We start from the raw sequence: 14,701 nt of genomic DNA on the forward strand, positions 1-14,701 counted from the left end.
CGCGGGTCGCGCCGGCCTCGCCGCCGAGCAGCAGGTCGAAGCGACCGCCATCGGTCCCGGCTTCCGCCAGATCGACATGGCCGAGCGTCAGGCCACGGCCGTGATGGGCGAGGAAGGCGTCGAAGGCCTCGCGCTTGTCGGTCGCCAGCGACAGGAGGATGGAATCGTTGCGCAGATACGGCACCAGCAGGCGCCACACGCCGAGATCCCAGGGCTGTGCCCACAGCACCGCGAGCGGTGCCGGCGCGCTGGCCTTGACCGCGGCGGCGAGGGTAGCGGCGAGCCGCTCGCGGCCGGCGGCGAAGATGGACAGCTCCGCCTTCACCTGTTCCTTCTGCGAGGCGGTCAGCGCGGCGGCCTGCGAGCTCGCCTGTCCCGTGCGGCCGGCGGATTCCAGATGCGCCAGCGCATGCGCGGCGAGGATGATCTCCGCCTGCGCCGCCGGCATGCCCTCCACCAGCGCGGCGAGGATGGCTTCCGGCTCCGGCAGGTCGAGCCGCCCGTCGCGGGCCTCGAACGTCTCGACGAGCGCGGCGACCCGGCGCGCGACCGGCCCGGCGGTGAGCTCGGCGACGCCATAGGGTGCGTTGCCCTCGCGTTCCAGGAAGCGGCGCGCCAGCGACAGGGTGAAGGCCTGCAGCAGCAGCCAGGATTCAGGAGCCGATCCGGATGCCGCGTCCGCTGTCCCTGCCGCTGCCGGCAGGGTGTGCGCGAGGTCGAGCACCGGGGGCGCGGCATGGGCGAGGCTCATCACCTCGTCGAGCCGCAGCACGCGCTGGTCGGCGCTGCGGCGCGACAGCACCACCGCGCGCAGATAGACGCCCTCCAGCAGCGCGACGATGTCGCCGTCCGGCGCGTAGAGCGCGATGTCGACGGTGGTGGAGGTGCTGGTTTCCACCGTGCGCCGGACGATCGCCTTGCGGATCGGGCTGTGCGGCTTCAGCACGACGACCGAGCGCAGCCGCACCGGCAGGTCGCAGCGCACCTCGCCCTCGGCGGTGGCCGCGCGGGACAGGAGAAGGCCATGCAGGCTGGCGTCGAAGCCGGTCGGGTCGAGCACATGCTCGTCGGCGAAGGCGCCGAGCGGCAGCGTGCCCTCGTTCATGTCGACGATCTGCGCGTCGGCGTCGCGGTCGAGGCGGATGACGCGGGCGAAGCTGGGGCCGTAGTCCAGCCGCGCCGCCCGGGTGGCGGTGTAGACCTCGCGCGGACCCGAAAGCGGCTTGCGTGCCTCGCCGGGGCCTTCCGGCGGCAGGCCCGGCGTGCCGGTAAAGGCCAGCACCTGGCCATGCGCATGGCGCACCCAGTCGTCGGAGGAGAGCCGGCGGCGGCTCCAGATCTCCACCACCCCGTTCTGCGGCGTGTAGCGCATGGAGATCTCGCGCATGGTCTCGGGCGCGAGGCTCATCGGCCGCTCGATGTCGAGGTCGCGCACCGCCAGCGGCACCGCGCCATGCACGTCGCGGCCGACCGCGAGGATCATCTCCAGATAGCAGGCGGCGGCCATCAGCGGCGTGCCGTCGACCACATGGTCGGCGAGATAGGGCAGCATCTTGGTGTCGAGCGACTGGCGCCACTCATTGGCGCCTTCGGTGACGCGCGAGCCGATCAGCGGATGCCGGCGCTGGCCGATGGTGAAGTTGGCGCCGAAGAACTTCAGCCGCTCTGAGGTTTGCGGCAGGGAGTGGCGCGAGCGCTGCCAGGGATAGAGCGGCAGCTCGGTGGTGTTGGCGGTCTCCTCGCCATACAGCGCGGCGGTGTCGACCTCGGCACCGCGGGCGACGAGGCGCGCGGTGATGTCCCAGACCGGGTCGGCGGCGCCCTCGTCGTCACTCAGGCCGGCGACGGCCTCGCCCGGCCGGTCGAGCGCCTTCAGCGTCTCGGAGATCGCACCGGTGAGGATCGGGCGCGGCGACACTTCGAGGAAGAGCGAGGCGCCGAGCTCGGCGGCGCGCTCCACCGCGGCGGAGAACAGCACCGGCTGGCGGATGTTGCGCCACCAGTAGCCGGCGTCGCAGGCCGCGCCGTCCATGACGTCGCCGGTGACGGTGGAGATGAAGGGCAGGGTGCCGGAGCGGGCGTGCAGCTCGCCGAGATCGGCGATCATCTCGTCTTCCAGCGGGTCGAGCAGGTCCGAATGGAAGGGGTAGTCGAGATCCATCAGGATCACCGGGATGCGTTCCTGCCGCATCCGCTTCTGCGTCGCCTTGATGTCCTCGGCCGGGCCGCTCAGCGTGACCGAGGCCGGGCCGTTCACCGCCGCGATGGCGACGCGGCCGAGCCCGTTGCGGTCGAGGAAGGCCTGCACCTCGGCGGCGCCGGCGGCGGCGACCGCCATGCGGCCCTGGCCCTTGATGCGCTCCTGGTGGAGGCTGCGCAGATGGATGAGGCGCACGGCTTCCTCGAGGCCGAGCGCGCCGGCCGCCCAGGCCGCCGCGACTTCGCCGACGCTGTGGCCGAGCACCATGTGCGGGGCGATGCCCTGCGCGCCCAGCGCCGTCACCAGCGCCGACTGGATGGCGAACAGCAGCGGCTGCGCGGTCGAGGTTTCCTTCAGCCGGACGGCGAGGTCGTCGGCGTCGAGACGCTCGACGATCGACCAGCCCGCCAGCGGCGCGAACAGCGCGTCGATGCGGTCGATATGGGCGCGGAAGACGGCGTTGCGCGCATAGGCGCGACGCCCCATGCCGGCCCATTGGCAGCCATTGCCGGAGAACACGAAGGCGGTCTTGCCGTCCGGCTTGGGCTCGCCGCCCTTGGTCGCGGCGGCCTTCACGGCGGCGGCGCGGGCGCCGAAGGAGGGCGCGCCGCCCTCGCCGGCCTCGCGCAGCGCCTGCACCACGTCACCGGTCGGGCCTAGCGGGATCGCCAGCCGGTGCTCCATCGCCTCGCGGCGATGCGCCGCCGCATTGGCGATCTCCGCCAGCGGCACGCTCTCGCGCTCCACCACGTCGGCATAGCGCAGCGCCAGCGCGGACAGCGCGTCCGGGGTCTGCGCGGAGATGGTCAGCATCTGCGCCGCCGGGGGCTGCGCGGCGCGCGCTCCCGCCGCTTCCTGCGGGGTGGGGCCGCGCAGCACGATATGGGCGTTGGTGCCGCCGAAGCCGAAATTGCACACGCCGGCCAGCAACGGCTCGTCGCCATCGTCGAGCGCGATCGCCTCGGTGGTCGGGGCGAGGTTCAGCGCCGCGAAATCGATGTTCGGGTTGAGCTCGTCGAGCATGGCGGTGCGCGGCAGCCAGCGCTTCTGCAGCGCCATCGACGCCTTCAGCAGGCCGACGAGGCCGGAGACCGGTTCGAGATGGCCGACATTCGACTTGGCCGAGCCGATGGGCAGCGGCCGCGAGCGCTTTTGCGCGATGCCGGCGCCGATGGCGCCCGCTTCCACCGGGTCGCCGACCGGCGTGCCGGTGCCGTGCGCCTCCATGAAGGCGAGGCGGTCGACGTCGATCCCGTGCTCCTCATAGACCGCTTCGAGCAGGGCCTGCTGGCCCCTGGCCGAGGGCAGCGAGATGCCGGTGGTGCGGCCGTCGGAATTGATGCCGGAGGCGACGATCACCGACCGCACCGCCTCGCCCTTGGCGCGGGCGTCGGGAAGGCGGCGCAGCACGATGGCGGCGAAGCCCTCGGAGCGCACATAGCCATCGCCCTTGGCGGAGAACGGCCGGCAGCGCCCGGTCGGCGAGAGCATCCGCGCGGCGGAGAAGCCGATGAACGGCGCCGGCGAGAGCAGCAGATTGGCGCCGGCGACCACGGCGAGGTCGATCTCGTCGTCGCGCAGCGCCCGGAGCGCCTGGTGCAGCGCCACGAAGGACGAGGCGCAGGCCGCGTCGATGGTCATGCTCGGGCCGGACCAGTCGAAGGCGTAGGAGACCCGGTTGGCGATGATCGACAGCGAGTTGCCGGCGATGAAATGGCTCTGGATCGCCGCGAGATCGACCGAGGTGTGGGTCTGGTAGTCGACATTGGAGGCGCCGACATAGACGCCGACGCCCTTGCCGCTCAGCCGCGAGGGCACCATGCCGGCGCTTTCCAGCGCCTCCCACACCACTTCGAGCAGCAGCCGCTGCTGCGGGTCGATCTGCGCCGCCTCGCGCGGGGAGACGCCGAACACGCCGGCGTCGAAGCCGAGCGGGTCGTCGAGATAGCCGCCGGCGAAGGTGTAGCTGTAGCCGGGAGCGGGGCCGGGATGCAGGAAGCGGTCGACGTCCCAGCGCCCGACCGGCTTGTCGGAGACGGTGCACTCGCCCTTGGCCAGAACGTTCCAGAATTCGTCCGGCGACTGGGCGCCCGGGAGCCGGCAGGCATATCCGAGGACCGCCACTTCAGGCTGAGATCGATTGACGCCACGAGCCATCCAGCCGCTCACTCTCTCGTACCGAACAACGGACGCGTCGCCGCGTGGAACGTCCCTGGAATCCTCCCTGCCATCAAGCAGATCGCCCCCGCACCTTCACACCGCATTTCCGCGCCCCGTAGAGAACATACAACATGGACGGCGACGCACCAGCCTGCCGCGGTCCGCATCCCGCGCTATCCCTGCGTGCCGACAATCAAAATCCGTGCCGCTCGCCCGGCCTGTCCTCGCCTTTCGCAAGCCTGATAAATTCCGCGACGCCGCCTTTGATGCCGAAACAGCACCGTCTCAGGCGGCGCTGTCCGTCAGCAGGTGCCGCAGCACCAGCGCGTTGATCGCCTTGAAACGGTCGGGCGACAGCGCCTCGAACACCTCCGAGCGGATGCGCCCGGCAGGGAAAAGCGTGTCGCGCCCGGGAGGGCTCTTCATCATCGAGAAAATCTGCGCATTCGCCGCTGCAAAACGATTCATGAACGCCGCCATCTCCGAAGCCGGGATCCAATCGAGATCCGGGCGCCGCGGAAACTCATCAATATGCTGTCCAATATCCAACAGGACTCGAGCGATCGCTGCCAATTCCCGCTTCGACAGCCCGGTCATGTTGAGCTGGCGCTTGAATTCGACCAGCTCGATAGGCAGGCTTTCGTTGAATTCCGCGATCTTGTCAATCTTGCCTATGTCGATACCAATATGATGGAAGAAATCACGTATCAGTTCCCCATCCTTGGCCAGATCCTCGAAAATAGCAATATCGACAATTTTAAAGTACTTTTTGAACAGATTGATCTGTTCGAGATATTGGAAGAATGGTAGCCGGGTCTTCAGGAAGTGACGGAAGTCCTGTTTCATGTGCTTGGCCTTGACGTTCTCCTGATACAGTGATCGGGAGAAATCATCCTGCCGGCGCAGCACGATCAGGATTTCCGGCTCCAGCGGCGCCGTCACTTCCGCCAGCCGCGCGATATAGGCTTCGCGGGCGGCCCAATATTCAGCGCTTCCCTTGGGTTTCTCGGGAATGAGATGGCGGTAGATCGGCTCGGCACTGATCAGCACATGGCTGGCGTCGCCGGCCTCGCGCGCGATCGCCTGCACGAACTCCCCCGCCTGCTCGAAGGACAGCGAGGACAGCGTTCCCGCCACGGCGTGGGAGAAGTCGTGATGCGCGGGATGGCGCTTCAGGCCGATCAGGTCGAAGCCGGGATACCACAGGCCGATGTCGCGCAGCTCGCGCGCCCGGCGGGCGGCGAATTGCTGGATGGTGGTGGTCCCGGTCTTGTGGGTGCCCACATGCAGGATCGTTCTCATCGCACGCACCGGAACTGGGGGGATTTCGACAATCGCTGCCATTCCTGTCGATGCGTCGGGAGGCCGGCAGCGCACCCGCCGGGTGGTACCCGGCCAGATTGCGAGCGGAATACCGAAGACCGTCTGTAAGATACCGGCTGTTTAAAGACGATGCGCCGATCCTGCAAGCCGGCCACCCGCAGGGTCAGGCGCCCTCCCGCCGCCGCCGCGTCCGCCGCACGGGTGCGGCAGGTGGAGCAGGTGGAGCAGGTGGAGCAGGTGGAGCGGGTGGAGCAGGTGGGACAGGAGGGGCAGGCGGGTCGCGCTCGAACACCGCGAAGCTGGCGAAGGTGGTGTTGAGGTCGTTGAATTCGTCGAAGGGGTAAGGATGGGCCGGCCGGTCCACCACCCGCCAGTCCGGCCGCTCGCGGGCGACCCAGCCGCTGAACCAGCGATGGCGGATATGCGGCACATGGCCGGGGCGGTCCCAGTCCGAGGCGTAGACCAGCACGTGGCGCCGCGCCGAATCGAACAGCCGGCGCATGTAGCCGTCATAGATGTCGTCCTCGACGAGGTGGTAGATCACGTCGAGCGACAGCGCCAGATCGTGTTCCGTCTGCGCCTCCGCTTCCGCCCGCGCATGGCCCGCGAAGGTCTCGAAGCGCCAGCCCGCCCGGTCGGCATAGCGCTCGCGGCAGGCGGCGATCACCGTCGGCGAGACGTCGAGGCCGAGATAGCTGCGCGCCCGGAGCGCTTCGATCTGGTAGCCGTCGCCGCAGCCGAAATCGATGACGCTGCGCACCCCGTTCAGCCGGATGAAGCGGTTGACGAAGGCGGCCTTGTAGTTGGCGAGCAGCCCGCGCGAGCCGGCGCCGGAATGGCCGCCGGCGGCGTAGCGTCGTTCCCAGTAGCTCCCGGAGGAGAACGCTGCGGCGTCGTCGGCCATGATGCCTCCCGCGCGGCATGGCGCCCGCGTCGACCCGTCGAAGAACCGGTCGACGCGGGCGCCATGCCCGGCTGCTTGGTTCTGTCGCCGGCTGTTGCTATAGCTGGCAGCGGCTTGCGGGGAGTTGTTCATGCTGATTAAGGGTGATGTCAACGGTGTCCGGCCCTCCGGCGAGATTTGGGGCTGGTTGCTCGACGCTGATTCTCCCGACACCACGCTGATCGTCCGCGTTTCGATCGCTGGCTACGAATTCGAGATCCCGGCGGACGTACACCGCCCCGACATCGCCAAGGGCTTCGGCGGCCACGGCAATCACGGCTTCGTCTTCGTGCCGCCGCCGTCCATTCCCCCCGGCCAGCACGAGGTGGAGATCGCCGCCGCCGCCGACGGCTCCGTCGTGCCGCGCGGCCAGTTCGCCCTGAATATCGGCGAGCGCGACGGGCGGCTGCGGGCGCGCATCGTCACCTTCACCGCCGAGCGCATCACCGGCTGGGCCTATGATTCCGAGGACCTCGCCCAGTCGCTCGTGCTGCAGATGTTCGTCGACCATAAACCGGCAAAGGATGTCGCCTGCGACGTCGTGCGCAAGGATGTCGACGGCCAGGCCGGCACGGCGCTGCGGGTCGGCTTTCACACCGGCCTGCCGCTGGAGTTCTGGGATGGCGAGACTCATCGCCTGACGCTGAAGGAGCGCCGCTCGGGCCGCCTCATCCATGATGGCTGGCTGCGTACCGATCCGACACGGTTCACCGTGCAGGGCCGGCCCTTCCATGGCGAGGTCGCCGAGTTCGGCGCCGCCGGCATCGCCGGCTGGGTGACCGACATGGGTCGCCCGCTGACCGTCGAGCTGGAGATCGACGGCATCCTCGTCGCCCGGCAGGAGGCCGGCCACGCGGTGCAGCTCGACATGCGGCGCAATGCCGGCTTCCGCTTCAACGCGCTGCCGGCCGGCATCTTCGACGATGCCGAGCACGAGGTCGCCGTCTATGTGCTGGCCGGCGAGCGTGCCTTGCTCGGCGGGCGCAAGGTGAAGTTCGCCCGGGCCAATGCCCCCCGTCTGGTCGGCGAGGTCGAGCCGCTCGCCGCCGGCCGGCTGGCCGGCTGGGCGATCGAGGCCTCGGCGCCGGAGCTGCCGCTGGAACTCAGCCTCGTCGTCGACGGCGTCGAGGTGCAGACCGTCGCCACCCGCCCCGGCAGCGAGCCGCGCGGCCGCTTCGAATTCGTGCTGCCGGCCGGCGCCACCGCCGAGAACTGGCTGGCGTCGCGGATCGAGATCGCCAATCTCGCGCGTGGCCTGACGCTGTCGCTCGATGGCCGCAATCCGATCGTCGACAGCCTGCGCGCCCGGCTGGAGCCCGGTGCCGGCGGCCATGTGCTGGTGCTCGCCTCCGGCGCGCCGATCCCCGCGCGGGTCAAGGTCGACCTGCTCGAGGACCAGGCGGTGCGCCACAGCCTCGACCTCGCGGTGGCGGATGATCCGTTCGCCGCCCGCGCCGGCCTCGGCCGCCTCGATGTCGACAAGGTGCTGTCCCGGCTCACCCATGTGCGGGTCGGCGGGCAGGCGGTGCCGCTCACCGGCGTGCCCGGCGTCGCCGAGACCGCGACCCCGGTGCAGGGCTCGGCCGGCCGCTCGCCCGGCGCGGCGCTGCCGATCCTCGATCCGCGCGTGCGCCGGCGGCTCAGCGACCTCGCCCGCGGTGAGGTGGCACCGGAAGGCGACGTGGCGCGGCCGGATTATGCCGGCGTCTGGCGCTTCGCGCCGCCCGCCATCGTCGAGGGCTGGGTGGTCGACCTCGCCAATCCCGCCGACCCGCTGGAAATCGAGCTGCTGATCGACGGCACGCCGGTGCTGCGCGGCTTCGCCAGCCAGCCGGTGCAGCCGCGCGAGGCGCAGTTCGGCTTCGAGCTGCCGGTCGGCTTCCGCTTCGACCTGTCGAGCCTGAACCTGCGCAAGGCGTCGCTGGCGCTGGTGGAGGCGCGGGTGGTCGGCGGCGGCACGCTGGTGCCGGGCCGGCCGCAGGTGGTCGATCTCGCCGGCATCCGCGTCACCGTCGGCCGCGTCGGCGACATCGATTCCCTCGCCGCCGCCGGCCGTGTCGCCGAGGCCTATCTCCTCGCCCGCTCCATTGCGCGCGGCGGCGGCCGCGCCGCCCTGCACCGCTTCCTGGCGCTGGATTTCGCGCTGCGCGCGCGCTGGCACGATTACGACACCTTCCTCGCCTCCTGGGGCGAGGGCGCCGCGCGCGGCTTTCTCACCGCGCTGCAGGACGCCTGGCGCCTGCGGGTGGTGGAGGCAAAGCCCGACGCGGTCGATCTCGCCGCCCGTGGCGAATTGCCGGCGACCTACGCGCCGCTGCTGGCGGCGGTCGCCCCGGCCGCACCGCTCGATCCCGGCGCCGCCTTCGACGCGGCGGCGCTCTGGCTGACGCTGGAGCAGCTGCCTTCGGCGGAGGAGGGGCCGTCGGTGCCCGGCGAGGTCGCCGTGGTGGTGCCGCGCGCCGCCCTCGGCGAGGAGGAGCGGGCGCATCTCGCCGCGCTTGCCGGGCTGGGCTGCCGGGTGATCTCCGCCGCCGAGGCGCCGGCGCAGGACGCCGCCGCGCTTGCCGGCTTCATCGAGGCCTCGGCGAAGGGATGCCGCTGCTTCGTGGTACTGCGCGAGGTGCGCCGCCTGCCGGCGCCGGCGCTGGGCTACTGGCCGCGCCTGATCGCCACCGGCGGGGCCGGCGTCGGTTCGCTCATGCGCTTTGCCGATACGCCGGCCAACGCGCTGTCCACCGGGCTGCTGCCCCGCGAATCCGACGCGGCGGTACGCATCTGCGCCGATGCCGCCACCGCCGCAGCGGCACTGGTCGATGGCGGTGCGCTCGTCTCGCCGGCCGAGGCGTGGGGCGGCATGGAATTCCCGGTCGGCGCCGCCGTCGCCGTCGAGGCGGCCTATGCCGCTCCGAGCTGCGTGGTGGTGCATGATTTCGGCACCGAGGCCCGTTTCGCGCTGCCCGCCGGCGCCCGCCTCGTCACGGCGGGAGAGGTCGAGGGCATCGCCGCCGCCCTGGCCGGACTGGCCGAAGCCGGCCTGCCGCCGGCGACGCCGATCGTCGTGCTGTCCCGCCTGTTCCAGTATCCGCCCGATTACGTGTCGCGCTGCCGCCGCGAGTTCATCATGGCGGGCGAGCGCTCGGTGGTGACCAGCGCGCTGCGCTATGCCCCGGCGTCCGGGGAGTTCACGCTGACCGCCAGCTCGCCGGTGCCGACCGGCTTCCTCGGGCTGGTCGCGCGCGGCTGCTACCGGCTGTCCGACCTCGTCGCCACCGTCAGGCGCTTCCCCGGCGGTGACGTCGCCGGGCTGGTGATGGCGAGCGAGCACCCGTTCCGGCTGGTCGGCGAGGGTGATTCCGCGCTGGCGCTGGTCAATGACGCCGCCGCCCGCCCTCTGCTGCGGCAGTTCGCGCAGGACGTCACGGCGCGGGAGATGGGCTTTGCCGCCCATGTGCTGGAGAACTGGGCCGGGGCGGCCGAATCCGTCGGCATGATGCAGCCACCCAGCCCGGCCGACGACGTCGCGCTGGTCAGTGCGTTGGCGCTCGGCCTGGACGCCACCGCCGAGCAGCGGCAGGCGTCCGGCTTCTTCGCCCGGCTGGAGGCCGCAGCGCGGCGCGGCCATCTGGCCGTGGTGGACACCTATCTGCGCGCCTGCCTCGCCCAGCCGGCCGAGTTGCTGCGGCTCGACGACGAAGGCCTGCTCGGCCTGCTGGCCTGCTGCAAGGCGCTTGGCCTGCAGGGCGAGGCCGGCCGGGCCCTGCACCTCAACGTCGCCGCGCTGGCGGCGCGCTCGCCGGATCTGGTGCTTCCGCTGTTCGAGACGGTGGCGATGGCACTGCCGCCGGCCGACGTCACCGCGGTGCTGATGGCGGCGGCGGCCGATATCCTGCCGCAACCGCAGCCACGTGCCGCCGCCCGGCTGGTCGCCGCCTGCCGGCGCTACGCCTCGCCGCTCACCATGGCGCTGCTGGTCGGCATGATCGAGCGTTCCGGCCATCGCGACCTGCTCGGCGATGCCGATGTTGCCGCTACCATCGGCGCGGCGCTGGCCGGCGGCGAGGACGCCACGCTCGGCGCCCATGACGAGGAGGGGGCGGCGGTGCGCTTCACCCCGCCGCTGGTCGACCGGCTCATCGCCGCGCTGCTGGCCGGCGAGGCGGACCGCTTCGCCCGGCTGCTCAACATCTATTTCGCCGAGCGCCGCGATCCCGGCCGGCTGCTGGCGCAGCTGCGCACCTACACCTACGAGATCACCCGGCTCGGCGTTCCCGCCGGCGCGGTGCGCTACCCGCCCGACGCGGCGCCGGAGCAGATGCTGGCGCTCGCCATCCTGCTCGACGACCGCGTCGCCATCCGCCATCTCGACGGCGCCCGTCTCGACAGCCTGGAATCCACCAGCGACCCGCACGGCATCGTCGCCGCCAGCTATCGCCACAACATGAAGCCGCTGGAGCGGGCCTTCGCGCGCTGGGGGCTGGACCATGGCGTGGCGCCGCTCGGCTTTGCCGGCGAGGAGATCGGCGCGCTGTTCGAGAACTTCGCCGGCCAGAAGCTGCCGCCGGCGGCGGTGGTCGACCATGGCCGGGTCAGCGTCATTGTCACCGCCTACAATCCCGAGCTGCCGCTGCTCGCCGCCGCGCTGGAGTCGCTGACGCGGCAGACCTACCGCAACCTCGAGATCATCCTGGTCGACGACGCCAGCGACGAGGTAGCCTCGGCGGCGATCGAGGAATTGGCGGCGCGCGATCCGCGCATCGTGTTCCTGCGCCAGCCGCGCAATGGCGGCCCCTATGCCGCCCGCAACCGCGCGCTGGAGGTCGCCATCGGCGACTTCATCGCCATCCATGACGGCGACGACTACGCCCATCCCCAGCGGCTGGAGGTGCAGGTCGGCGCGCTGGCGCGCTCGTCGATCCTCAAGCTGTGCACCACCGCGCATCTGCGCATCGACCGGCTCGCCCGCCTTCAGTTCGAGCACACGCTCGATCTGCTCGGCGACGGCACCATGACCTCGCTGTTCCGCCGCGAGGTGTTCGAGGTGATCGGCGGCTTCGCGCCGGTGCGCTCGCGCGGCGACGTCGAGTTCCGCGAGCGGCTCGAGGCCGCCTATGGCGCGCATGTGCACGTGCATGTCGAGTGCCCGCTCACCTTCTGCTACGCCACGCCGGCCAGCCTCTCCAATGCGGTGGCGCGCCGCCTGCCGGAATATCTCGCGCTGTTCCGCGAGGCGTTCGACCGGCGGGTGCGGGTGCCGGTGCTGGGCGGGCAGCGGGTGGCCGCGACGGCCGATGGCGTGCCGATCCCCTGGCCGCTGCGCGCGGAAAACCGGTTGGCGCAGGGTTAGCCCCGTGCGCGCCCCCGCCCGTTCAGCATGCCCCGGCTCGGAGTGAGTACATGGAAAAGGTCATCATTGGGCTCACCTCGATCCGGGCCCGCCAGGACAAGCTGCACCTGACGCTGGCGAGCCTCTTGCAGCAGGACTACCCGGATTTCGAGGTCCGCGTCTTCACCTCGCGCGAGCCCTATCTGCTCGACGAGGGGATGGAGGGCATTCCCCCGGCCTGCCGCGAGCTGTCGGCCGATCCGCGGCTGCGCTGGTTCCGGGTGCCGAATTCCGGCCCTTATCGCAAGCTGCTGCCGATCCTCGCCGATCCGCTGGCGCAGGAAAGCCTGATCGCCACCGCCGACGACGACACCATCTATCCCGCGCACTGGCTGTCGACGCTGGTGCACTATTATCGCCGGCACCGCTGCATCATCGCGTTTCGCGGCCATCGCATGGTGAAGGGCGAGGGCAGCTTCCTGCCCTATCGCTACTGGACCAACCAGACCATCGCCGACAATCCCGGCGTGTTCCTGCTGCCGACCGGCAAGGACGGCGTGCTCTACCGCCCGTCCTTCTTCCATCCCGGCGTGCTCGACGTGGTCTCGGCGATGAAGGCGGCGCCGACGGCGGATGATCTGTGGTTCAAGTGGCACAGCGCGGTCAATGGCGTGCCGGTCTATGTGGTGTATCCCGACTACCGGGTGGCCAGCCTGCCCGACACCAATGAGGGCGCCTCGCTGTTCCGCGACTTCAACGAGGGCGGCGCCAATGACGGCGCCATCGCGGCGCTGGAGACCTATGCCGACGGCCGGCTCGGCACCACGCTGGCGCGGCTCTAGCCGTCAAGACGGGCCACCGCCGCCTCAGAGCGAGGCGGCCACCAGCTCCTCGCAGGGCAGCAGCTTGGCGTGCACCGCGGTCAGCTCGATCGGCGGCTCCATCACGCCCGCCGCCATGGCCGGCGCGGCGAAAGGCTCGGCGGTCGCCGCCGCGGCGGCGATGGTCAGCCGGTTGTAGGAGCACAGCGCCTGAGCCAGCGAGGCACTGCCGGCCAGCATCAGGCCGACCATCAGGAAGGCGACGAAGCGCGCCCCGAGATCCACCGGGGCGGGACGGCGCGCCGCCGCGAGCGGCGCCGGCTGGGCCAAATCGATCCGGTCAAGGTCGATCCGGGCGAGGTCGATCCGGTCGAGGGTGAGGGGGTCCATGGCTGCTTTCCGCTGCTGTCCGATATCCATTGAGCGCAGCATAAGGCAGATGCCGCTGCGGCATTAGTCGGGCGGGATTGCATGGATCTATATCCGTCGTTCATCAATTGACGCGGATGTGATCGTTCTGCGGTAAAGGCGCGCCCGGCTGCGGACCGCCGCAAATACCCGGGCTCTCTCGGTTTCGCCGTGACGGAGCCGTGCGTTGCGCGCAAAAGCGCGGCTTCCGGAAAGCCGCCGCGCTCCCCATTTCCTACGGTGATGGCATTGGCCGATCACGCGCTGCCGGCGAGGCCATGCCGGTGGCGCGGGGTGGCTAAGTCCATGACGGACCGAAGGAGTCCGATCCCATGTCTGATCTCTCTTTGCTGCATCCCGATCGCCCGCACGAGAACCCCAGCCGTAGCCGCCGCCATGGCAAGAAATCATTGCCGGCGATGACCGACAAGGCGCTGCACGGCCGGGCAGCCCGGCCCGGCGCCGAGGTGCCGCTGCCCGTCGCCGTGCGGGTCCTCGTCTGGCTGGCGGGCCTGGTGATTGTCGCCGGCCTCGTGGTCGCCTGGATCCGCTGAGGCGGCGATAGCCCGGGGCCGCTTCCGGAAGCCCATCTGAAATCGTCGCCGATCACCTCTGCCGTCACCGCGCCGTCGGCAGCGGTCGCGCCGCCGCGCGAAAATCCTTCCACGGATCGGCGGCGCGTTCGGCGAGCCGCGCCGGCGCATTGCCGAGCGTGAACGCGGCGGCGCTGGTGGTGGCGTCGAGTTCCTCCCAGGCGATGGGCATGGCGACCGCCGCTCCCGGCCGGGCGCGGGTGGAATAGGGCGCCACGGCGGTGGCGCCGCGCGCATTGCGCAGATAGTCGATGAAGATCCGCCCGCCGCGCTTCGCCTTGGTCGCCACGGCGAGAAAGCGGTCGGGATCGTCGGCCGCCATGGCGTCGGCCACCGCCCGCGCATAGGCCTTCGCCGCCGGCCAGCCGGCCTTGGGCGCCAGCGGCGCCACCACATGCAGGCCCTTGCCGCCGGAGGTCTTCACCAAGGCGCCGAGCCCGTCGGCCTCCAGCCGGGCGCGCACCGCCCGCGCACCGGCGATCACCTGCGGCCAGGTCACCCCGTCGCCGGGGTCGAGGTCGAAGATCAGCATGTCCGGTTCTTCCAGCCCGGCGAGCGGCGCCCCCCAGGGGTGGATCTCCAGCGTGCCGGCCTGCACCAGCGCGATCAGCCCGTCGAGGTCGTCGATGGCCAGCAGCTTCTCGCCGCCCAGCTTGTCGCCGTCCCTGTCCTGCGGGTCGTCGATCTGGCGGATCGCGCTGTCGATGCCGCGCCAGGCGTGCTTCTGGAAGAAGCAGGCCTCGATGATGCCGTCCGGGCAGCGCAGCAGGGCGAGCGGCCGGCCCACCACGAAAGGGGCGATGAAGCGCCAGACCCGCGCGTAATAGTCGGCGAGCTCCTGCTTGGTGACGCCGTCCTGCGGCCAGTACAACCGGTCGGGATGGGTAAGCGTCACCCGCGAGGTCGGCGTCCCGCTCATCGGCTGTCCTC

Annotated in this window: 6 protein-coding genes and 2 pseudogenes; 3 read left to right on the forward strand and 5 right to left on the reverse strand. The window is 70.9% G+C overall.

The genetic code is table 11. From position 1 onward, the window contains the following. Positions 1-862: 862 nt before the first annotated feature. The 3 genes and pseudogenes from KHC28_RS27990 to KHC28_RS12365 all read right to left on the reverse strand — a co-directional run. Positions 863-4,357, reverse strand: a pseudogene (locus KHC28_RS27990) (type I polyketide synthase); the annotation flags it as partial. A gap of 288 nt (positions 4,358-4,645) precedes the next feature. Further along, positions 4,646-5,662 (reverse strand): hypothetical protein, encoded by a 1,017-nt coding sequence (locus KHC28_RS12360; protein ID WP_214008651.1) that lies wholly within the window; start codon positions 5,660-5,662, stop codon positions 4,646-4,648. A 184-nt stretch (positions 5,663-5,846) separates the two neighbouring features. Continuing rightward, positions 5,847-6,587, reverse strand: a complete 741-nt coding sequence (locus KHC28_RS12365; protein WP_214008652.1) for a class I SAM-dependent methyltransferase — start codon at positions 6,585-6,587, stop codon at positions 5,847-5,849. Positions 6,588-6,717: 130 nt separating this feature from the next. On the opposite strand from KHC28_RS12365, the gene KHC28_RS12370 reads away from it, so the two are divergent. Next, complete coding sequence (locus KHC28_RS12370) at positions 6,718-11,970, forward strand: glycosyltransferase family A protein (protein ID WP_214008653.1); 5,253 nt, start codon at positions 6,718-6,720, stop codon at positions 11,968-11,970. 50 nt (positions 11,971-12,020) lie between these two features. After that, complete coding sequence (locus KHC28_RS12375; protein ID WP_214008654.1) at positions 12,021-12,791, forward strand: glycosyltransferase family A protein; 771 nt, start codon at positions 12,021-12,023, stop codon at positions 12,789-12,791. A 24-nt stretch (positions 12,792-12,815) separates the two neighbouring features. On the opposite strand, the gene KHC28_RS12380 is transcribed toward KHC28_RS12375, so the two are convergent. After that, a complete protein-coding gene (locus KHC28_RS12380; protein WP_214008655.1) occupies positions 12,816-13,160 on the reverse strand; it encodes a hypothetical protein in 345 nt (114 codons plus the stop codon). Positions 13,161-13,510: 350 nt separating this feature from the next. Here KHC28_RS12380 and KHC28_RS12385 point away from each other — a divergent pair, with 350 nt between their 5' ends. Beyond that, positions 13,511-13,732, forward strand: coding sequence for a hypothetical protein (locus tag KHC28_RS12385; RefSeq protein WP_214008656.1), 222 nt, complete (start codon positions 13,511-13,513; stop codon positions 13,730-13,732). Between the two features lie 64 nt (positions 13,733-13,796). Here KHC28_RS12385 and ligD read toward each other — a convergent pair. Next, a pseudogene (gene ligD, locus KHC28_RS12390) lies at positions 13,797-14,684 on the reverse strand (non-homologous end-joining DNA ligase); the annotation flags it as partial. Between the last annotated feature and the right edge of the window lie 17 nt (positions 14,685-14,701).

The sequence above is a fragment of the Ancylobacter sonchi genome (assembly GCF_018390695.1).
In the GTDB taxonomy this organism is placed as follows: Bacteria; Pseudomonadota; Alphaproteobacteria; order Rhizobiales; family Xanthobacteraceae; genus Ancylobacter; species Ancylobacter sonchi.

What these genes read in the sequence shown, in the direction of transcription:
- KHC28_RS12370 (WP_214008653.1), top strand. Translation starts at nt 6,718, where the DNA reads ATGCTGATTAAGGGTGATGTCAACGGTGTCCGGCCCTCCGGCGAGATT.
- KHC28_RS12375 (WP_214008654.1), top strand. Translation starts at nt 12,021, where the DNA reads ATGGAAAAGGTCATCATTGGGCTCACCTCGATCCGGGCCCGCCAGGAC.
- KHC28_RS12380 (WP_214008655.1), bottom strand. Translation starts at nt 13,160, where the DNA reads ATGGACCCCCTCACCCTCGACCGGATCGACCTCGCCCGGATCGACCTT.
- KHC28_RS12385 (WP_214008656.1), top strand. Translation starts at nt 13,511, where the DNA reads ATGTCTGATCTCTCTTTGCTGCATCCCGATCGCCCGCACGAGAACCCC.
- KHC28_RS12365 (WP_214008652.1), bottom strand. Translation starts at nt 6,587, where the DNA reads ATGGCCGACGACGCCGCAGCGTTCTCCTCCGGGAGCTACTGGGAACGA.
- KHC28_RS12360 (WP_214008651.1), bottom strand. Translation starts at nt 5,662, where the DNA reads ATGAGAACGATCCTGCATGTGGGCACCCACAAGACCGGGACCACCACC.